Annotated in this window: 22 protein-coding genes; 9 read left to right on the forward strand and 13 right to left on the reverse strand. The window is 59.6% G+C overall.

Features of this window, described 5'->3' with window-relative positions; all coding sequences use genetic code 11:
• Positions 1-64: 64 nt before the first annotated feature.
• From nifH to RB548_RS24160, 5 genes are all read right to left on the reverse strand, one after another.
• Entirely contained in the window at positions 65-958 is an 894-nt protein-coding gene (nifH, locus tag RB548_RS24140) for a nitrogenase iron protein (protein WP_180941993.1), read from the reverse strand.
• Positions 959-1,826: 868 nt separating this feature from the next.
• Positions 1,827-2,375, reverse strand: coding sequence for a flavin reductase family protein (locus RB548_RS24145; protein WP_331375499.1), 549 nt, complete (start codon positions 2,373-2,375; stop codon positions 1,827-1,829).
• A gap of 9 nt (positions 2,376-2,384) precedes the next feature.
• The gene (locus tag RB548_RS24150) at positions 2,385-2,576 is read right to left on the reverse strand and encodes a hypothetical protein (protein ID WP_331375500.1); all 192 of its coding nucleotides are present in this window, start codon (positions 2,574-2,576) and stop codon (positions 2,385-2,387) included.
• Between the two features lie 322 nt (positions 2,577-2,898).
• Positions 2,899-4,335 carry a cytochrome B6 gene (locus tag RB548_RS24155; protein ID WP_408642459.1) on the reverse strand — a complete coding sequence of 479 codons (1,437 nt, stop codon included), beginning with the start codon at positions 4,333-4,335 and terminating at the stop codon, positions 2,899-2,901.
• Between the two features lie 525 nt (positions 4,336-4,860).
• Complete coding sequence (locus tag RB548_RS24160) at positions 4,861-6,087, reverse strand: metal-dependent hydrolase family protein (RefSeq protein WP_331375762.1); 1,227 nt, start codon at positions 6,085-6,087, stop codon at positions 4,861-4,863.
• Positions 6,088-6,869: 782 nt separating this feature from the next.
• Here RB548_RS24160 and RB548_RS24165 point away from each other — a divergent pair.
• Entirely contained in the window at positions 6,870-7,076 is a 207-nt protein-coding gene (locus RB548_RS24165; protein ID WP_180941998.1) for a hypothetical protein, read from the forward strand.
• Between the two features lie 46 nt (positions 7,077-7,122).
• Here the strand turns inward: RB548_RS24165 and RB548_RS24170 are convergent, their stop codons facing one another.
• Positions 7,123-7,476 carry a hypothetical protein gene (locus RB548_RS24170; RefSeq protein WP_331375502.1) on the reverse strand — a complete coding sequence of 118 codons (354 nt, stop codon included), beginning with the start codon at positions 7,474-7,476 and terminating at the stop codon, positions 7,123-7,125.
• 136 nt (positions 7,477-7,612) lie between these two features.
• Here RB548_RS24170 and RB548_RS24175 point away from each other — a divergent pair, with 136 nt between their 5' ends.
• Positions 7,613-7,828: a hypothetical protein gene (locus RB548_RS24175; RefSeq protein ID WP_331375503.1), complete on the forward strand. Its 216-nt coding sequence runs from the start codon at positions 7,613-7,615 to the stop codon at positions 7,826-7,828.
• On the opposite strand, the gene RB548_RS24180 is transcribed toward RB548_RS24175, so the two are convergent.
• Both RB548_RS24180 and RB548_RS24185 read right to left on the reverse strand, forming a co-directional pair.
• A complete protein-coding gene (locus RB548_RS24180) occupies positions 7,815-8,132 on the reverse strand; it encodes a hypothetical protein (protein ID WP_331375504.1) in 318 nt (105 codons plus the stop codon). The genes RB548_RS24175 and RB548_RS24180 overlap by 14 nt on opposite strands.
• Positions 8,099-8,422, reverse strand: coding sequence for a sunset domain-containing protein (locus tag RB548_RS24185; RefSeq protein ID WP_331375505.1), 324 nt, complete (start codon positions 8,420-8,422; stop codon positions 8,099-8,101). Before RB548_RS24185 ends, RB548_RS24180 begins: the two co-directional genes overlap by 34 nt.
• 225 nt (positions 8,423-8,647) lie before the next feature.
• On the opposite strand from RB548_RS24185, the gene RB548_RS24190 reads away from it, so the two are divergent.
• The 7 genes from RB548_RS24190 (at position 8,648) to RB548_RS24215 (ending at position 12,509) form a co-directional block, all read left to right on the forward strand.
• A complete protein-coding gene (locus tag RB548_RS24190; RefSeq protein ID WP_331375506.1) occupies positions 8,648-9,097 on the forward strand; it encodes a hypothetical protein in 450 nt (149 codons plus the stop codon).
• A 30-nt stretch (positions 9,098-9,127) separates the two neighbouring features.
• Positions 9,128-9,298 (forward strand): hypothetical protein, encoded by a 171-nt coding sequence (locus RB548_RS24195; RefSeq protein ID WP_331375507.1) that lies wholly within the window; start codon positions 9,128-9,130, stop codon positions 9,296-9,298.
• Positions 9,299-9,343: 45 nt separating this feature from the next.
• Positions 9,344-10,057 (forward strand): SOS response-associated peptidase, encoded by a 714-nt coding sequence (locus RB548_RS24200; RefSeq protein WP_331375508.1) that lies wholly within the window; start codon positions 9,344-9,346, stop codon positions 10,055-10,057.
• Positions 10,054-10,560 carry a thermonuclease family protein gene (locus RB548_RS24205; RefSeq protein WP_331375509.1) on the forward strand — a complete coding sequence of 169 codons (507 nt, stop codon included), beginning with the start codon at positions 10,054-10,056 and terminating at the stop codon, positions 10,558-10,560. The genes RB548_RS24200 and RB548_RS24205 overlap by 4 nt, the downstream gene beginning before the upstream one ends.
• 89 nt (positions 10,561-10,649) lie before the next feature.
• Positions 10,650-10,976 carry a helix-turn-helix domain-containing protein gene (locus RB548_RS32285; protein ID WP_408642447.1) on the forward strand — a complete coding sequence of 109 codons (327 nt, stop codon included), beginning with the start codon at positions 10,650-10,652 and terminating at the stop codon, positions 10,974-10,976.
• Positions 10,977-11,163: 187 nt separating this feature from the next.
• Complete coding sequence (locus RB548_RS24210) at positions 11,164-11,916, forward strand: carbonic anhydrase (protein WP_331375510.1); 753 nt, start codon at positions 11,164-11,166, stop codon at positions 11,914-11,916.
• A gap of 134 nt (positions 11,917-12,050) precedes the next feature.
• Positions 12,051-12,509 (forward strand): type II toxin-antitoxin system HicB family antitoxin, encoded by a 459-nt coding sequence (locus tag RB548_RS24215; protein ID WP_331375511.1) that lies wholly within the window; start codon positions 12,051-12,053, stop codon positions 12,507-12,509.
• Positions 12,510-13,615: 1,106 nt separating this feature from the next.
• Here the strand turns inward: RB548_RS24215 and groL are convergent.
• From groL to RB548_RS24240, 5 genes are all read right to left on the reverse strand, one after another.
• The gene (gene groL / locus RB548_RS24220) at positions 13,616-15,244 is read right to left on the reverse strand and encodes a chaperonin GroEL (RefSeq protein WP_331375512.1); all 1,629 of its coding nucleotides are present in this window, start codon (positions 15,242-15,244) and stop codon (positions 13,616-13,618) included.
• A gap of 39 nt (positions 15,245-15,283) precedes the next feature.
• Positions 15,284-15,598: a co-chaperone GroES gene (groES, locus tag RB548_RS24225; protein ID WP_180942009.1), complete on the reverse strand. Its 315-nt coding sequence runs from the start codon at positions 15,596-15,598 to the stop codon at positions 15,284-15,286.
• Positions 15,599-16,024: 426 nt separating this feature from the next.
• Positions 16,025-16,984 carry a transcriptional regulator NodD2 gene (gene nodD2 / locus RB548_RS24230; protein ID WP_331375513.1) on the reverse strand — a complete coding sequence of 320 codons (960 nt, stop codon included), beginning with the start codon at positions 16,982-16,984 and terminating at the stop codon, positions 16,025-16,027.
• A gap of 243 nt (positions 16,985-17,227) precedes the next feature.
• A complete protein-coding gene (locus tag RB548_RS24235) occupies positions 17,228-18,331 on the reverse strand; it encodes an LLM class flavin-dependent oxidoreductase (RefSeq protein ID WP_331375514.1) in 1,104 nt (367 codons plus the stop codon).
• 173 nt (positions 18,332-18,504) lie between these two features.
• Positions 18,505-20,124 (reverse strand): SDR family oxidoreductase, encoded by a 1,620-nt coding sequence (locus RB548_RS24240; RefSeq protein ID WP_331375515.1) that lies wholly within the window; start codon positions 20,122-20,124, stop codon positions 18,505-18,507.
• Positions 20,125-20,233 lie beyond the last annotated feature (109 nt).

The following is a 20,233-nucleotide window of genomic DNA, read 5'->3' on the forward strand; positions in this document are numbered from 1 at the left end:
GTTCTTGGAAAGGGCGCGCCAACTCAAGGCCGGCGCGCCCCCTGCTGGCGGCGGGGGAGGGCGCCTAGTGGGCAACCGCCAGCTTGCCTTCCTTGGCCTGGAGTTCGGCAAGCATCTGCTCATCGGTCTTCATGATGCCGAAGTCGAGCAGCATGTCTTCCAACTCCTCCATGGTGATTGGGGTCGGGACGGTGCCCTGGCCCGAATTGGCATGGATCTTCTCGGCCAGTGCGCGATATTCCCCGGCCTGCTTGGAGTCCGGCGCATACTGGATCACTGTCATCTTTCTGAGTTCGGCGTGCTGGACGATGTTGTCGCGCGGCACGAAGTGAATGAGCTTGGAATTGAGCTTGGCAGCCAGCGCCTCGGAGAGATCGAGCTCGCGGTCGGTCTGGCGCTCGTTGCAAATAAGCCCGCCGAGGCGCACGCCGCCGGAATGGGCATATTTGAGGATGCCCTTGGCGATGTTGTTGGCGGCATAGAGCGCCATCATCTCGCCGGACATGACGATGTAGATTTCCTGGGCCTTGTTCTCGCGAATCGGCATCGCAAAGCCGCCGCAGACCACGTCGCCGAGCACGTCGTAGGAGACGTAGTCGACATCGTCATAGGCGCCGTTCTCCTCAAGAAAGTTGATAGAGGTGATGACGCCGCGGCCGGCACAGCCGACGCCCGGCTCCGGGCCGCCGGACTCCACGCACTTGATGCCTCTGTAGCCAACCTTGAGCACGTCCTCGAGTTCGAGGTCTTCCACCGAACCCTCCTCGGCCGCGAGATGCAGAACCGTGTCTTGCGCCTTCGAGTTCAGGATCAGGCGCGTGGAGTCGGCTTTGGGGTCGCAGCCCACGATGAGGATCTTCTGCCCGAGATCGACGAGGGCCGCGAGCGTATTTTGGGAGGTCGTGGACTTGCCGATGCCCCCCTTGCCGTAGAATGCGATTTGACGCAAATCTGACATGTTGCCTTCCTTCCTTCGTTCCATCCATCGCAATGGCGGTCGGCAGCTCGCGCCGCCTCGCAATGAAGGTTTCAAAACTCGTGCCAAGTTTGTTGACCGAGCTCTAGGAAAGGTCTTTTGCTTGTTTTTCAGCTATTTAGGCTAGGACACAATGAACGGTTCCGCGCAACAAGCCTGTGTCGCGGTTTCGACAAAGCCGACAGAGCTGTCAGCGCAATGGTGAGACCGCCGCATAGAGCTTGTCGGAAGACGGTAGCTTGGCGGCGTCCCACACCAAGATCTACGAGCTTCGAGATCGAAACTGGCGTGGGCTGACCTGAATTGTCGTTGTGACATCAAACGCGTCGCAAAATACTCTGCCGAAGTTGAGCGGCGGCACACAAGGGAGCTTGCAGCAAGTCATCAAGCGAAGATGAATGGGTCCGCCTGTACATCAAGAATCATCCCTCCTCGCGTGATAATATCGGGCCAATTCATCGACACGTTAATTCGCCAAATCTATATTAGCCGAAGATAGGGTTTTCTCCACACACTCTGGGCGCAACGCTGACGTCCAAGATCAGTCCCATCTGAGTTCCGGATTTCCGTGCAAGGAGGCAGACTGGCAGTTCACGCTGTACCTGCTCCCGCCCAAAAAATCGGAAGAAGCTCCAGAATCTCCCGTGTTCCCGTTCCCATTGTTGTTCAGTCCGAACAACTGACCGCGTTCGTCGTGATCCTGCGTTTTCGCAGGCAGGTTCGCGGCGTGGAGTTCACTCGCACCAGGGGGCGAAGCGATCAAAAGAAAAGTTCACCATACCGCCCGGCATTTGGTTCATTCCTCCGTTTAGGGCGGCGAACGGCATCGCCCCGTTCTGATTTTTCGTAGCTACCCGCCAAGGGCATAGTACTGCCCGTCGCGGTAGACTAATGAACCACGATTGCCGAAGCGAATACCGACGACGCGGCCCAGAACGATCGCGTGGCTGTGCCTTTCGATGACCTCCTCGACTTCGCAGTCGATGGCCGCCGCCGCATCCTCGAGGACCGGCGCTCCGCTCACGAGGCGGGTCCAATCTGCGCCGAGATACCGTTCCGCCCCCTTCAGCCCGCCGCGGCCGGCGAACTGGTTGGCAAGTGTTTCGTGGTCGGGTCCCGCCACGTTGACGCAGAAATGGCCGTATCGCTCGACGACAGGCAAAGTTGAGGCTGAACGGTTAAGGGTGACGATCATGCGCGGCGGATCGATCGAAAGGGCGGTCGCCGACGTGACCGTCGCTCCATTCCGAGTCTCGCCCTCCCCTGCCGTTATGATGCTCACTCCGCCGCCAAGGGCGCGCAAAGCGCGTTTCAGCCCCTCGGCATCGACGTAATGGTTGGCGATATCGCCGGTGGCCTCCTTTACGTCGAAGGCGCGCAGGGAAGATTGTTCGGACATCTCAGTCCCTCAGCCGAAGTCTGCCGTCGTATCGACGCCGCTGTCCGACTTGTAAACGAAGGTGTCTGCACCACCGGTCTCACCGACAGTATGATTGCTGCCATCGATGTAGTAGGGGCCGTCCCACTCTAGGACCTGTTCAACATCCATAGGCGGCATCGCTTCCTTGCCATCGGGTCCGAGGTACGTTGAATCGCTCATCGAGAGTCTCCTCTTAATGTACCCCCCCAAAGCCCTCTAGCATCGCAAGGCCCTATCCAAAAATCCATATTTTGCATCGAACCCATTGATCCTATGAATAAGAAGGCGGCCGAAACTCTTCGCGAGCCGCTGGCAACGTCCACGGTGCATCGAGAATCGGAATGAGCGTTCATGGCGGTTTGCAAGCGTGGGCTGAAGGGTCCCATGGTGTCCGAGCCAACTTTCCTCGTTACGCCGGGATGCTTAGGCGAGGCAACGATCATAAAACGGCCACTATGAGAACGCGCTGGTTTTCTCCGCAGCAAACAGGTTTATGTCCGCGTCACAGGGCAAGCAGATAGGCAACCAGCGCATCCTTTTCTCTCTGCGTAAGGTTTGTTCCCAGAACCAGGTTGAAGAACTCGACCGTGTCGGCGAGTGTCATCAGCCGCCCATCGTGCAAATAGGGCGGCGAGTCCTTGATACCGCGCAGTGTGAAGGTCTTGATCGGACCATCCGGTAACATCACGAGATCGTTGGCGCTCTGGCCGGTTTTATAGAAGCGCTCGAGCTTGAGGTCGTGCATGTTGTTGTCCATGAAAGCAGTCTGCGGGGCGTGGCAAATGGCGCAGCCACCCTTGCCCATGAACACCTGTTCGCCCTCCAGTTCCTGCTCGCTCGCCCCGCTTGGATCGAGGCGTCCGAACGCGTCGAGCTTGGGCGCGGGCGGAAAGTCGATCATGTTCTGCATCTGGGCCATCATTGAGACCTGGCTCGCACGATCGAGTAGGTTCACGCCTTTTCTAGCGGCGCTCACATGGTCGCCGTTGAAGTAGGCGGTGCGCTGCTCGAACTCAGTAAAGTCTTCGATCGACCGCAGCGACCGTTTCGAACCATGAATCTGCTGGTTGAACAGCCCGCGCAGGCTGGTCGTGTCGAGACGAAACCGCTGCGTCTGTGGCCGGACGTCGGGCGTCAGGTGGAAGGCCGCATTGGTATGGAAGTTCGAATGGCAGTCCAGGCAGGCGACGCCCAGGCTCGCCTCGGCAGCTTTGCGGTCCTCGGTTTCGTTGAACTCTTCTTGCGGAAACGGGGTTAGCAGAAGTCGAAGCCCTTCCATCTGCACCGGCGTGATGATGCCGCTCATAATCTCATTGAAGTTCCGGATCGTCAGAAGCTCGCCGCGCGAAACGTCACCGAGTTCCGGATGCGAGGTTAGAAAGATTGGCGGCGGAAACTCCGGCGTCAGGTGATCGGGGAGGTCGAAGTCGACATCGAAACGCCTAAGACCCCTGCCTTCCTGGCGGCCTATTTCATTAATCTGCACCTCCGGAAAGACCTGACCGCCAGTTGCGTGCTTTACATGCGGCAGCGGCATAAAGCCTGCCGGCAGTAGTCCCTGCTCTCTGATCTCGTCAGGGCTCTTCTCGGCCAAAGCGCCCCAGGTCACGCCCTTCGGAAGTTTGACGCGAACGCCGGCTTGAACCGCCTTCCGACGACCGGACATCATCAAACCTTGCATGGGGCGGTCAGAAAGGTCATATCGCCCCTCAAGCAGGCGCCTCTGACGCTCCATGACGCGCGGCTTCGCACGTTCGTCGAATTCCTTCACTTCGGAAAAGGGACGGTTCGGAAAGGTTAGATAGATCAGATCAGCGGGCAGCGGATCAGACACGGTCGGAAAAGCGTGCGCGGAGACTGCGAATGCGATCGCCACACCGATCAGGATAAGCGACCTAAGCCGGGGCGTGTGGGCCTTTAGGTCGCAGCCCGCGATCATAATCTTCTGACCGAGATCGGCAAGAGTATAGGGCGTCTTTACCGAGGCGGTGAATGTTCGGATGCCTCTCTTCCAATAGAATGCGATCTGACGCAGACCTGACATGTTGCTTTCGCCTTCGTTCTCCGATCGCGTTTTCACCACGATGCAGGACGGCAGCTTCTGCCGCCGCTGATGCGTGACGTTCAAAATTTGTGCCAAGCAGGAAAGTGGTTAGAGATTATTGTTCTGCACTTAGTCAGCGCTTGATAGCTGGACGCTGGGCGAACATCGGCGTGTCACGTACCCCGCAAACCGGACTGTCATTCGAGGGTTGCAGTCTGCATTGCTTTTGTAGCCAGTGCCGAAACGGATGGCACGACGCACCTACCCCTGCCTGCCGAGTTGCTTGCTCTGGATATTCATCCCGCGCACGACAGACGCAATTGTTGCACCGTGGTGCCTGACAGTTCCCCAATACCATCCCTAACCCCGAGCGAGCTCTCACAGCAGCGACTTTGGTTCTTCGGGGCAGCGTGGCGGCGGCTAGCTGTCTTTCACAACACGGCCCCCTTTGATGATTGTGCGGATGCGCGTGATGTCAGAGAAGATCGACAGGTCCTTCAGTGGATCGCCGTCGACCACGACCACGTCCGCGAAAGCGCCTGGTGCGATGATGCCCACCCTGCCCTCCATTTGAAGGACCCGGGCGGCATCCAGGGTGGCGGCGCGGATCACTTCGTGTGCCGGCAGAACCCGGCCGCGCAGCTCAAATTCTTGCGCCTGGTGCTCGTGCATCCCGCCGAGCAGGTCCGAGCCGTATCCCATTGTTACTCCAGCCTCCCGCAAGGTCTCCAATGCAGTGAGGCCCGCAGACAGGACGAAACCGATCTTTTCGAGCGAAGCCGCCGGTATCCCATGCTCGGCGCCCTCGCGCGCCAGCACCGCGTACGTGATGTTAGTAGGAACCACAACTGCGCCCGCCTTGCGTACCCGCTTGGCGGTCGCCGGGGTAATCAGGTTGCCGTGCTCGATCGACCCCACCCCGGCTTCTAGCGCCCGGGAAATCGCTTCGTCGGTATAGAGATGAGCGGCCACATAAGTGTGCTGGTGCGCCGCTTCCTGCACCGCCGCCTGCAATTCGGGAAGGCTGAAGGCGAGCGCATCTATAGGGTCGGTGGGCGAGGACACACCGCCGCTGGCCATGACCTTGATGAAGCGCGCGCCGGCCTTCAGCTCCTCTCTGGCCGCCCGTCGCACGTCCGCTTCGCCGTCGCAAATGCGACCAAGCGCTCCCAGCTGGTCAGGATAGTAATCTACAGGGCGCCGATCATGCCGGTCCCGATAATCAGTGTGGCCGCCCGTCGGAGACAGCGCCTTTCCGCAAATGACGAGGCGCGGACCCTCGATAAGCCCGCGTTCGACAGCGTCCACCAGCGCTTGATCAGCGCCGCCCAGGTCGCGGACAGTCGTAAAGCCACGGCTCAGCATCCCGCGCATGGTATTCGCAGCATAGAGCGCGGCGAGCGTGTTGGGCAGTTCGGCGTTGGCAGCGAGGTTTCCTTTCGCGGCGACGACATGCACATGGCAATCGATCAGCCCTGGCAAGACGATGCGCCTCTTCGCGTCGAAAATATGGGCGCCCGCCGGTGCCTTCACCCGCTCTCCGACTTCGGCAACGAATCCATCCGCTAGCAGAACATCTACCGGATCCGCGGGACGGTCCGCGGTGCCATCCACGATGGCAGCGTTACGAATAACAATCGTCGGAATCACACGCTCCTTTGGTTTGACGCAGGATGGATCGAGCACTTCAGGAACGCCCTGTAATATCCTGGTGTTCGAACCATCGCCGCCACGGTCAATGACGCCACGTTGGCGACTATGTCTATTGCGTTGCCGGCTACTCGTACTCCGCTCGCGCGAGACCTCCAGTTGTCGAGAAACATGATATCGGCTCCCCTGACAGGCGATTTGCAGTTTCAGCCTCCGCACCACGTTGAAAGCATCGACGTTTTCTCGCCGAAGACAGGAATCATCAGTCGTGCCAACTGCGCAGAGCCTCTTTTTCGAGTTTTGTTGCAAGGTCTTGGTGCATTAGCACGCTGGCCGAACGCCACCGTGTCGCGAACTGGACAAACCCGACAGCGCCGCGTCCCGCTCGATCGTCCCGTAGCGACTGCCGGCGTTTTGGGCGGGACTTTCAATCACTGCGTCGGCATCTCAAGGCTTGTCATCGGCGGGCGCGAGCGACCTACCGAAACGCAAGGATGAAGAGCCTTCCTACACTACCAACGTGATCGACCTGATTTCGGCCCTGAAGAAGAGTCTCGAGAGGAAGACGTGGAGCGGCAAGAGTTCACAGGCGCGGCGATACGGCCATTCACGCACAATTCCGCGAAATAAATGCATGCCATACCACCAGCGCGAAAGGTCGACCAAATTTGCTTTTTTAATAGCCAAGCGTCTCATCGGGGCGCAGCATGGTGCAAATGACAAGGGCGCCGCCGGCTGAGAGATACTCGCGCTTTCGCCCCAACCAAGGAGGTCGCGCAATGTATCCTTCCCGCGAATTTCACTCCGATTTTTTCCGGCCCAGGGAAATCGAATTGCTTCAGTGCATTTTCAATGCCGCGTTGGAAGCGAACGAGATCAAGTGCAACAGTCCGGAAGCCGAAGCGCTCGCAAAGAGGCTCTTCACGCTCTACCAAGGGGGCGTGAGGGACGCAGCGGAGCTGAGCGACCGTTTGAAAGCAGCGTGAACGAGAGACCAGAGCGAGAGAACGCCTGCCAGCGCCCACTGCCGTACTAGCCTCCGTAAGGCTCACGGACGTACTGGACCTCGAATGCTGCCGTCAGCCCCGCCAGAACTCCCTGCGCGATGGCGTCCGTTGCCCCCGCCTTATCTTCGGCCTTGACGAATTGGGTGATTGTGCTCAACGGGACGCGCCAGATGGCGTCAGCGATCTCGCGGGTCACCGCGTCCAAGGTCGCCTTGTCCGAACCTCGCCAGAAAACGTAATCGTGTCCGATGCGCAGGCACAGGTGAATGGCCACCGCAGCCGTGGCGCGCGCACGATCTGACAGCAGCATGCCCCGCAGCTCGCCGTCGATCTCCAGCAGAGGCGTCTTGATTGTCGCGGAACTCAGGTTTCGCTTCATGCGGCCATTAACGCACGGATCGAGAGAACCGTCGCATCGGTTATTGCGATGATCGCCCGGCGGCCGATACTCGCACTTTTGCGAGTAGCCATACTTTTTCTCCCTGCCTACCCTCGCCGTGGAAGGGAGATCTGGTATGGACTATATCGCAGAGATCAAGGGAATGACGGACGAGGAGTTCCGGGCGACCTGCATGTTGGCAGTAGCCCATTGCGTGACGGACGAGATGCTGGACGACTCCATGCCGCCCTACTGGATTGAGATCCTGAAGGAAATCTATGAGCGCGGCTGGGCGGGTGACAATCGGGAGATCATTGCCGAGAAACTGGCAGAGGCCGCTACCACCTGCTAGCGTCGCGCTGACGCTCCTCGACCGCCCGGCGCATTGCGTCCTCGCGGCCACATTCGTACTTCTCCATGTAGTAGCGGATCATGGACTGTCGCCGCGCTTCATCCATGATGGAGTAAACGTTCCTGAATTGCCGCTCGGCTGCTGATTTTTTCTTCGACAGCCGACCGCGGCCAATGAGCCTCGACAGCGCAAAGTAAGCCAGCAGTCCGACAAGACTTCCAACCAACAGGGCGAAACCCATTTCCTGATTGAGAAAATCGCCAGGGACAGTCATCTGTATGCCTTTCGCCACCCTGCGGCCCACGCCTCTTCCTCAGAACAGAACCAGCGCTCCCCGTATTCCGGTCTTATTCGGGTCTCGGAGTAGTACTTCTGTCCAGGCACATGAAAAATACGCTCGCCTGAATCGATGCTGATATTGCCTTTGATGTCGCAGGAGGTTCCAAGGCTGCCCAGACTGTCCCATTTGGCAATGAAGTCCGGTGCGGTCATGCCGCCGGCCGCACCTACCGCGACGGCCGCGATTACTAGCCCGGGCGCCGTTCGGAACACCGAGGGCTGCTGTGGCTTCCGACCTCGTTGGCGATAACTCATGCCCCCTACTCCGGCAACTTCGCGCGAAGATGGTAATTCAGGGCACAAATTAGCAAAAGCTGCACAAATGGGTTAGTCGCCGCCAATGTGGTCCTGCGGCAGCCATGCGCCATTGACTCCCCTCGGAATGAGAACATAATAGGAACATTCATCGGCGCTGCGGCGCGCCAATCCGAAACCTGAAGGGGACCAACAACCGCTGCCTGCGGGCAGAGAAGGTGCGCCATGCGAACGTTCGAAGATGAAGTCCGAAACATGATTGCGGTCGACCTGACCGTCCTGCCACCCGATCGAAGACGTGCCATCGCGGGCCTCGACCAATATCGCCGCACCGTCGAGATCCACGGCGTGCAGGACGTTGCCGCCAAAATCGCTGAATCTTTCCGCTCCTTTGCCGTTTTCGATGGTGACCAGGTGCTGCGCTACCCTGCGATTGCCCCCTTCATCACACAGACGCTGTATGCGATCCCGATCGAGCTACGACGGGAGGCATGCGACCGGGACCGGGTGAAGGCAGATCGGGCGCGCGTCAGCATGGCACAGATGATCTCGTCTGCATTGTTGCAGCGGTATCGCTTCGAACAACTGAAATGCGGCGTGGCGCCGTCGAGCACCGATTGGGACGGAGCCTTCGAAGAGCAGTTCGGTAGCGGCCGGAAGGCGGCTGAAGATTGAAGCCGGCTTTTCAGCCAGGGAGCAAGAAACATGAGCGATGAGGCAAGCGCTGCGACCAAGCCACGCCAGGATACGGCGCTCTACGTTCATTATTGCGAGTATCCCGGCTGCGCGAAATGGGGCGGCTTCGGATTCGCTGCCGGCAAGGACGAGCCGCGATGGTTCTGCTTTGAGCATCGGCCAGAGCGGAAAGGATGTTGACGCTGGCAGCGGCCCCGATACCTTTGCCGCGATAGAGGAAAGCTTATGTGTGGACGCATCTACATCAAGAGCACGCTTGGAGACCTGCCGCGCAATTTCTCTTTCGCCGCAACCGAGCGCGTTGAAGGGCTCGCAAACCAGTTCCCGCGTTACAACGGCGCTCCGTCACTCTATTACCCGATCATAATCCGCGACATGGTCCGAGAGCCAGACGTTTTCGGCCCCACCTTCGTCAGCGCGCGATGGGGATTGATTCCGAATTGGATCAAGGAGCAGAAGCCCGGCCGTCCGCCGCCCGTAAACGCGCGGTGCGAGGGCATTGCGAACAATGGCATGTTCAAGAAGGCCTACGCCAGCCGGCGTTGCTTGGTGCCGATCGACGGCTTCTTCGAATGGAAGGACATCTACGGCATGGGTAAGAACAAGCAACCCTACGCAATCGCCATGAAGTCAGGCGAGCCATTCGGGCTCGCCGGCATCTGGGAGACCTGGCGGAATCCTGAGACCGACGAGGACCTCCGCACCTTCTGTGTTATCACCTGCCCACCGAACGACATGATGGCGGCAATCCACGACCGCATGCCGGTAATTCTGCACACGGATGACTATGAGCGTTGGCTGTCACCGGAGCCGGACCCTTACGACCTGATGAAGCCATTTCCGGCCGAACAGATGACCATGTGGCCGATCGACAGGAAGGTCGGCTCTCCGAGGAACGACACTGCAGATATCCTCGATCCCACAGAACCCGCCCAATGAAGCTTTCGCATTTGTTACTCGTCGCGGTCGCGCTGGGCGCCGCCCTGCCCGCCCGTTCTGCCGGTCCGATCACGGGCCGCGCCACTGCCATTGATGGAGATACGATCGAAATCAGAGGTGAGCGCGTTCGCCTGCATGGCGTCGACGCTCCGGAGAGCTGGCAGAAATGCGAAGACGGCGATGGTAGCACCTACCGCTGCGGCAAAGAGGCGGCCTTTGCGCTCGACCGGTTTCTCGCCGAATCCCGCCCTACCGGCTGCGAGTTGGTCGAGCGTGATCGATATCAGCGGTTCGTGGGTGTGTGCTTTCGCAATGACGGTCGCGAGGTCAATCGCTGGCTTGTCGAGAGCGGCAATGCTGTGGATTGGGAGAGATACAGCAGAGGCGCGTACACCCGCGCTCAAGAGGTCGCTCGGTCACGAGGCGGCGGCATCTGGCGCGGCAAGTTCCAGTTGCCTTGTCAGGCGCGAGCTCAGCGCGCAAATCGCGGGTCCTCTTGCTGACTGAAAAGTGTTGCCCGTCGACGAAACCCTTATAGACGACGAGACCATAGATTCAGGAAGTCGGCGCGCGAATACGTGCAGCACGCGAGGTGCTAGGCATCACTCAGCAGTTGCTGGCAAGGCACGTGGGCGTCACGTTCCAGCAGATCCAGGAATACGAGAATGGCAAAAACCGTGTCTCCGCGGCAATCCCGGTCCGGATCTGTCAGGCGATGCAGATCAGCCCGATGGAGATCATCGGTGTGTGCTTCCCTCACGAAGGGCCGACCGCCGATCGAATTGGGTGTAGGAAAAATTGCGACGGCGGAGACAAAGTTGGCCGGCGTCCAGCGGGCCTTGCGAGACGAGTGGGTGAACGCTGGGTCGCCTGGGCATGGAGGCTGCTTTCGCGGGCCTCTAGCCCGCCGAGAACATAAGAAAAGCTTCCCAATCCCCGCAAGCGGCGGAAGATGCCTCCAATCTGCCGTGCATGACTTTGCAACCTCTCGGTACCATGATAGTAGCTACGCACGGGGTAATCGGGGTTACTCTTCTCCCAGTCCGTCACCGCTTTGACGACGCTCCATCTTCAATCGACTGCCGTCAGAATGAGACAGGATGACAATGGAAAGACGTAATTTTCTCAAGGGCATGGCGCTGCTTGCAGCATGCCCGCTCTGCGTGAAGCCGGCCTTTGCCGCCGAGGGCGCCCACTGGGGCTATGAAGGCGACGCGGGGCCCGCTCGCTGGGGTTCCTTGAGCAAGGAGAACAGCGCCTGCGCGATGGGTTCGCAGCAATCGCCGCTCGACATCACAGGCAGCATCGAGGCCGAACTTCCCGATCTGGCAATCGACTGGAAGACGGGTGGTTCGATCGTCAACAACGGCCACACGATCCAGGTCAACGCCTCGCCTGGCGGTCTACTGCGCCGTGGCGACAGGGCCTACGAATTGCTGCAGTATCATTTCCACGCGCCGAGCGAACACTTGGTCAATGGCAGAAATTTCGCCATGGAAGTGCACTTTGTACACCGGCATGCCGAATCGGATGCGCTCGGTGTGCTGGGCGTGTTCCTTGTCTCTGGCGCCGCTAATCCGGCGTTCACCGCGTTGGCTGCGGCATTCCCCAGGCAAGTGGGACAAGAAAACCGGGTTGACGGTGTCAATCCATCCGGCTTGCTGCCCCCTTCGCTCGAATACTGGTCCTACGAAGGGTCCCTGACGACGCCGCCGTGCAGTGAGATTGTCGATTGGATGATCGCGATGGATCCAGTTGAGGTCGATGCGGCGGACATAAAGAAGTTCACCGCGCTTTACTCGGCAAATGCGCGGACAACAGTTCCAAGCAATCGGCGCTACATTCTCCGCTCCGGCTAACTGGCCCTGAAGGCGGGTCGCCATCAGACTGTTCGTCGCGGAAACCGTAAAACAGATTTCCCGTTCATGGGAGTGCCAAGGAACTGGGAAAGGTCTCGTGGCGAAGATTCTGAAAGACCTGGGAATTAAGTAACATGTCCCGTTCTTACGAACTCACACTCTCAATGGACGAGGCTGAGGACGGCACCATCTCGTGGATGGTAACCGCTCCGGCGTTTCCTGAAGTCATCACTTTTGGCGATACACAACCGAACGCTTACCTGGAGGGACTCAAAGCGATCGACGAGGCTATCGCCGCGCGCATGGCGGACGGAGAAGAAATCCCCCTGCCCTTGTCGGAAACCAAGGGCGTCGGCCGATATGTGGAAGTACCTGTCCTCACATTTCTTAAGTGCGGGCTTTACGTGATCTGCAAAGCCAAGGACGTTTCGCGCGCCGAATTGGCGCGTCGTCTCGGTTGGCATCGTGAACAGGTGGATCGCCTTTTCCGCCTTGATCACAAATCTCAGATGGATCAGATCGAAGCTGCTTATAAAGCCCTCGATGTGCCGCTCGACGTCAAGGCCGACTTTGATTTTCCAGCAGCGGCGTAGCGGCTGCTGAAGGTATCGACCATTTCAAAAGCCCCGCGGCGAAACTCCGGGTTTTCTCTTTTCACTCGATGTTGCGAGCCAGTCTGAAGGCCTACGACAGATTGCCAGCGGGACCGCCGTTGCCGGGAGGCACAGGCCTGGTTCCCATTTGTTAACCAAAATTGCTCATGGTCGGCGCCCCGGACTAAGAAACTTCGGAGCGCATGATGAGCTACGATTGGACTGGCGTGCGAACACGCCGAACAAGAATGCTGAGGATCGTTGGATTGATCCTGATGACCATGGCCGTAATTGCCGCCTTAGGGGCCGTTTGGCTCTAGAAATCGTTGGCGGCCACTTGAACGCGGGGTTTCGTTCGCCGCCGCGCCGGATTAGGCATGTCACGCCAACGGGTCTCGACCCTCTCACGCATCTTTGCTTCTGTCACAGACAGATGAATGCGAACTGGCGGTCCCACAACGGGGGAAATTCTTGGAAGACGCAGACGCTGACTTTGAAATCGCGTGCTCGAAATGCGGGCTCAGGACTAAACGCAGCATTTTTCAGTACGCCGAGACTTTCAAATGCGACGCATGCGGATCGACGCGAGCATTGAACAAGGAAAACCTCAAAGAGCTCATGCGCGAGGCGGACGCGAAGACTCGCCGGCTCTGGATCGACGGCAAACCACCATGGCTTGGCTAGGTCACAAGCGGCACAGAGAGCTCACAGGTTTGTCGCGGCGCTCCACATGGCGTCGATCTTTTCATCAGCCAGGCCCAGCGCCGCGCCGACCAACGAAATCAGCGGGTGCATCCGATGGAAGTTCGAGGCGCCAACGCGACTCAGCTGGCCGGACTGCTCAGCACCCTCCCCTCGGGTTCGGGCCGATCAACGCCACTGCCCGGCATTCCGGGCTGCGCGCGCGTCGGCGGCGCTTCGCATAGTAACCCGAAATCAGCAGGTCTGGCAGCTTCGCCATCACTTATCGTGCAAACGGGTGAGGCTCGTCGGTCCCCCCCAGAATCGCTGAAGCGCCGACGACCTCAGCATTCCCCGACAGGACCGAACGTGTATCTTATTGAAAGCTCCCGGCTAGCCGAGGCGGAATGCCGCTTCAGGCTTTCCTAGAAGTCCATCCCACCGCCCGGAGGCATTGCCGGCGGTGCGTCCTTCCTGGGCTTCTCGGCGATCATCGCTTCGGTGGTAACCAGCAGGCCGGCAATCGAGGCCGCATCCTGAAGCGCGGTACGGACGACCTTGGCCGGGTCGATTACCCCCATCGAGAAGAGGTCGCCGAATTCGCCGGTCTGGGCGTTCCAGCCATAGGAGAGTTCCGGCTTCTCGCGCAGCTTGCCCACGATGATCGAGCCTTCCGCACCGGCGTTCTCGGCGATCTGCCGTACCGGAGCCTCAATGGCGCGGCGGACGATGTCGATACCGACCCGCTGATCGTCGTTGGCGGTCTGCACGCTATCCAAGGCCTTGACTGCACGCAGCAGTGCCACGCCGCCGCCCGGCACGATGCCTTCCTCGACTGCAGCACGCGTTGCGTGAAGCGCATCGTCGACGCGGTCCTTCCGTTCCTTCACTTCGACTTCCGTCGAGCCGCCGACGCGGATGACTGCGACGCCGCCGGCGAGCTTGGCAAGCCGCTCCTGCAGCTTCTCGCGATCATAGTCGGATGTCGTCTCTTCGATCTGCGCCTTGATCTGCGCGATGCGCCCATCAATGTCGGCTTTCGCGCCGGCGCCGTCGATGATCGTGGTGTTCTCCTTCTCGATCGAGACCTTCTTTGCACGGCCGAGCATCTCGAGCGTGACGTTTTCCAGCTTGATGCCGAGGTCTTCGGAGATCACGGTCCCTGCCGTCAGGATTGCTACATCCTCGAGCATGGCCTTACGCCGGTCGCCGAACCCAGGGGCCTTGACGGCAGCGACCTTCAGTCCGCCGCGCAGCTTGTTGACGACGAGTGCGGCCAGCGCTTCGCCTTCGACGTCCTCGGCGATGATGATAAGCGGCTTACCCGATTGTACGACGGCTTCGAGGAGGGGCAGCATGGCCTGCAGGTTGGAGAGCTTCTTTTCATGGATCAAGATGTAGGGATCCTCGAACTCCGCCCGCATCTTGTCCTGGTTCGTTATGAAGTAAGGCGAGATGTAACCCCGGTCGAACTGCATTCCCTCGACCACCTCGAGTTCCGTCTCCGCGGTCTTGGCTTCCTCGACCGTGATCACGCCGTCATTGCCGACCTTCTCCATCGCCTCGGCGAGGTAACGGCCGATCTCCGCGTCACCATTGGCCGAGATGGTGCCGACCTGGGCAATTTCCTCATTCTTGGAAACGTCGCGCGCGTTGGCTTTCAGCTCGGCGACGAGAGTGTCGACGGCGAGGTCGATGCCTCGTTTCAAATCCATCGGGTTCATCCCGGAGGCAACGGCCTTGGCGCCTTCCCTGACGATCGCCTGGGCGAGCACCGTCGCGGTGGTGGTGCCGTCGCCCGCAATGTCGCTCGTTTTCGACGCAACTTCGCGCAGCATCTGCGCGCCCATGTTCTCGAACTTGTCTTCGAGCTCGATCTCCTTCGCCACGGTAACGCCGTCCTTGGTGATGCGTGGCGCGCCGAAGGACTTGTCAATGACAACATTGCGGCCCTTAGGGCCAAGTGTCACCTTGACGGCGTTGGCAAGGGTGTCGACACCGCGCAGCATGCGTTCACGGGCATCGGAATGGAATTTTACTTCTTTGACAGGCATGGTTCACTCCTTCGCTGAACTTTGGTCGGTCGCACGCTCTCAAGCGACTTTCTTGTCGGCGCCCAAATCTTCGATGACCCCGAGCACGTCGGCTTCCTTCAGGATGAGCAGGTCCTCGCCATCGACCTTGATCTCCGTGCCTGACCATTTTCCGAAGAGCACGCGATCTCCTACCTTGACGTCGAGCACCACGAGTTGACCCTGCTCGTTGCGAGCGCCCGGACCGACGGCGATCACTTCGCCTTCCTGCGGTTTTTCCTTGGCCGTATCCGGGATGATGATGCCGGCTTTGGTTTTCTCTTCGGACGTGACGCGGCGGATAAGAATGCGATCGTGGAGCGGTTGGAACTTCATGCCTTCCTCCTGGATAAACGGATCGATGAATGCCCTTTGCCGGACCAATGGACTCCGTACGGGCAGCCCGTCCCGGCAACTGGCAGTAGTTGATCTGGTTGTGTCGAAAATCGAATTCAAGAGGAGGCGACCAACTTTTTAGCACTCTTCGGTGGAGAGTGCTAAAAAGTGCATTCCGCAAGCGCCGAGTGAGGGATGGCGCACGCGGACGACGACAGGCCCGCACGTTGGACCCGCGTCTGATTCTATCGCGACAACAGCTTAACCGAAGCGCGCTGGCCGCACGCTTCGGCAAGAGTATCCTCCGGCCCGCGCCGAGGATGCAATGTCGAGGGATTTCAAAAAGGGGAGAGCAATACTAGCTTCATGGAAGGCTGGCGATGACGAAGCGCACTTTTTGCGAGCAGCGCCTCATCCGCGCGAGAGCTATTGAACGACGAGATCAAATCCAGGAGCCTCCAGGGGTTCCGGGGCACGCGGCAAACCCATACGGGACGCCTCCTGGAATAGCATCTCGCGCATCCAGAGGCTTGCCGGATCGCTATCGTGAAGGGCCGGCCACTGAACGGCCTCGGTGAGTGGGGGAAGTGGCAGCGGAAGTTCGACGATCCGCAGCGGCATTGTCTTTGCGAAATGCTGCGCCAGCCGCAAGGGCACGGTCCCTATACGCTCGGTCCCCACCAGCATGGGCGGAATCATGCTGAAACCCTGTACGACAACCTCGACACGTCTCTTGAGACCGTGCTCGCGCAAATACCACCCTTCGATGGTGGGTCTCCGCATATTCCCGAATTTGACTGCAACATGCCCCATCGACATGTATCTCTCGAATGTAAGTGGCTCTGACAGTTGCTCGTTCGTCCGGCAGCCGACGCACACGAATTTATCCTCAAACAGTGCTGTGTGAGGATGCGTCGACATGAACACGTCCGGCATAATCAGAAAATCGATGTCGCCGCGCCGGAGAAGCTCCTCGAAGTCGTCGGCGAGTGGCAGACAATCAAAGCTGACTCCGGGAGCTTCTTGCGCCGCACGCTCCACGATCTTTTCAAAGAACACGAGGGTGACGTAATCGGAAAGGATGATCCTGAAGCAACGATCCGACTGGGCCGGGTTAAACGGTTGCCGGGAAACAATCGAGAGCTGGATGTGCAGCAGAGCCTCGCGCACCGCGGAGGCGAGCCCTTCAGCACGCGGTGTTGGAATAAATTCGCGGCCAGCCATTGTAAATAGCTCATCGCGGAAATAGGTGCGTAACCGGGCGACGGCCGCGCTCATCGCTGGCTGGCTCAGGTTGATGCTGCGTGCCGCCGCCGTGAGGTTCCGCTCGGCCATTAGAGCGTCGAGCGCGACGAGCAGATTTAGATCAAGGCCCTTGAACCGCATATCTTCATCTATCCATAGCGTGGATGTATGCCATCCCAAACCACCAGTTTTCTTAATTAGTAATACAATTGGTTCGAAATCAAGGCGGACGCCGGCAGACTTTCGTAGGGGTCAGCCGACGCGGTCGGATGACTGTTTTGTATCGCGGTTCGCTTCCGATCCTGCCTTGCAGCGGGTCCCGACAAGCCGCCCATGTCCAAAGAGCACACAGCACGGTCTGAGAGACATTGCTTGAACCCGCGCCTACGCCGGCCGTATCGCTACCTCACGTCGAGCATGGCCGGATAGAGCCTCGGCCGGGCCGTTGCGCGTGACCGAGTTGACCGCGGGGATGATCTTGTCTCCCCAAAGCTCGATTTGCCGGAGCATCGTCTTCTGGTCGAAATCGCCCAACTGGGTCTGAATGGCGATCTGAGACGGTTTCAACACACTAATTTCTTCCAGCAGCCGGTCGATCACCCGATTCACACTGCCGATCGGCAGGTTATCGCGCATACTCTCGAACGACAGGTCCTGTTGCGTCGGGGTTTCCTCAAGCAGATAGCCGTCCCGGCTCTGCTGGCGGCGCTGATGCAACGCTTCAGATAACCGTCGCTGGAAGCGGGCGTTGTCGAGATAGCTGTTGATCTCCGCCTCGTGGTCGCTGGCAAAGCAGCAGCGTAGCAGCGATATCTTGGCATTCGTGACATTCTTACTCTCGGAGGCCGCCGCGCTCTCGATGCTTTCGCGCCGCGCGCCTAAAGCATCCAAGCCGTCGTGAAATGCTGTGACGAACAGATTGTGGCCCTCGCGATAGGCCCTTCTCATCCTGCGCTCCGACCCGGCCGCAATCCAGATCGGCGGGGTCGGCTTCTGGATGGAGCGCACTGAAATCGCGGTGGGAGGTATCGTCTCATACTGGCCGTCGTGCTCGAAGATCTCCTGGTTTAGCCCCTTGAGGAGGATGTCAAGGTATTCCGAAAAGACGGCCGGCGCCTCGTCGACATCGACGCCAAAGCGCTCGAACTCGAACTTCTGGTATCCAGAGCCGACGCCGAGCTCAAGGCGACCGTTCGAAACGATATCGGTGAAGCCGACCTCGGAAAGCAGGCGCTGCGGTTGATAGAGCGGCAGCACGCAGACGGCGGTGCCCAGGCGAATTGTGGTCGTCAGGCCTGCACAATGCGCAACCATCATCAAGGGCGACGGCACCAGACTGTAGTTGTTGAAATGGTGCTCGGCAAACCATGCGGTGTTGAAGCCAGCCTGCTCGGAAAGCACTGCCTGTTCGATTGAGTTGCGGATGACTGTGTCGGACGATTGATGATAGCCGCGCTGGGCGGCAAGGATGAATGTCGCGAATTCCATGGCAATTCCTTCGGGTTGCGGAGAGGTTGTCCATCGGGCTGCTCGAGAGGTTCGCGAATGTCGTGGCCGCAACGGGCGATGTTTGCGGCCAACGGTTTTTCGGCAATTCGCCTGCCATTCGCGGTCGCGAGTTCCCTATGCCTGGGATTGTTTCGACGGGCCGCCGCGGTCGCCTAGGGCATAGTCCACAACCATTTGGCGGCCTCCATTGGCTGTTCCGGATCGAGGTCGCCTGCAAATCCAGCATCGCCAGAAGAAGAGCGGCCGCCGTTCACGCAAAGGGTCGAACCGTTGACGTATGAGGCGTCAGGCGAAGCCAGGAAGAATGTTGCGTCAGCTACGTCTCCCGGATTTCCTATCCCGGCCACGGGAATACTCGGCCGAAACCCTTTCGGCGCGATGCTGCCGACGTTTGCGGACTGAGCGACGGCCGGCGTGCTGGTGTAGCCGGACATGACGGCGGCTGTTCGAATGCCAACGGGCCCGAGTTCGGCCGCCATGCACCTCGTCAGGATTTCGATCCCGGCTTGGGATGCTTCATAGGCGTGGCGCGGCGCGAAGGGCAGAAAGGTGTGGGCCGTGCCGACATTCAGAATCACGCCGCCGGGGCGCATCGTCTTGATAGCTTCACGCGCGCAGATGAAGGCGCCGGTGAGATTGACATCCAGGACGTGTTTGATCTCATCTGTTGTTTGTTGGAGGCGTGGGACAAAACTGTCGACCACAACAGTGGCGTTGACGAGGACGTCTAGCCTGGCAAAGCGCACTCGCAGCTCCTCGAACAGCGCCACCACGTCACTCTCGACGGCAACGTCCACGGATTTCGCCATATGCTTGCCACCGAGAGAGCCCGCGAGCGTTGCTGCTGCAGCACCATCTTTATCAACAATAACGACAGTATCGCCGTTTGCGGCAAAACGGCGAGCGACGGCGGCGCCTATACCGTTCGCCCCGCCTGTGACAAGCACGACTCGCGCACCGACGTGCCCGACCGGACGAAAGAGTTCGGCTGTTGGCGTCCCATCCGCTGACAGGTTCGCATTACCCGGCTGGTTGAAGGACATCCAACCACCGTCAATAGTCAGCACCGAACCGTTGATGTAACCCGCGTGCCGGCTAGCCAGAAACCGCACCGTCCGGGCGATCTCGTCGGCGCGCGCCATCCGCCCCATCGGCACGCGGCGGCGAACAGCGGCGAGATCCGCCGCGCCGGCACGCTCCAGTTGCTCGACCATCGGCGTGCGCACATAGCCCGGCGCTACTGCGGTCACGCGGATGCCGCGCGGCGCCAACTCGCATGCCAAAGATTTCGTGATCGAGATCAGGCCCGCTTTGGAGGCGGCGTAGGCGTTGCGTTTGGGATTGCCTACTACGCCCGCCAGCGAGGCTACGTTGACGATGACAGCGCCAGGCTCCATCCGCCGCGCCGCCTCCCGCGTCATAACGTAAGGCGCGATCAGGTTTACTGCCAAGACGCGTCGGAAAGCGTCGACACTGGTGTCGACGGTCGCATCCATGCTAGGCCCGATAGCCGCGTTATTGACGACCACGTCGATGCGCGCGAACTGTGCGTCGACATGGTTATAGAGCGCAACAATATCCACCTCTCGCGAGACATCGAACTCAAGTCCGAGATGCGGGTGGCCGAGACCGCGGGCAAATTCAAGGATGCCGCTGCCTGGGAGGTCTACGGCGACCACAGTGCCTCCGTCCGCCGCAAAAGCATTGACCAGGGCACGGCCGATCCCGCCTGCAGCGCCTGTAATGATGACGACGCGCTCTGCTTGCTTCATTGAGATAAGTTCTCCTGATCAACGTTAGCGATTTCAGGGTAAGGACCGCGTCGCGGTACAGCAGCCCGTGGTGGTGACGACCAGCTCCGCCCCGGATCGACGTCGCGCG

The organism is Sinorhizobium chiapasense (genome assembly GCF_036488675.1).
In the GTDB taxonomy this organism is placed as follows: domain Bacteria; phylum Pseudomonadota; class Alphaproteobacteria; order Rhizobiales; family Rhizobiaceae; genus Sinorhizobium; species Sinorhizobium chiapasense.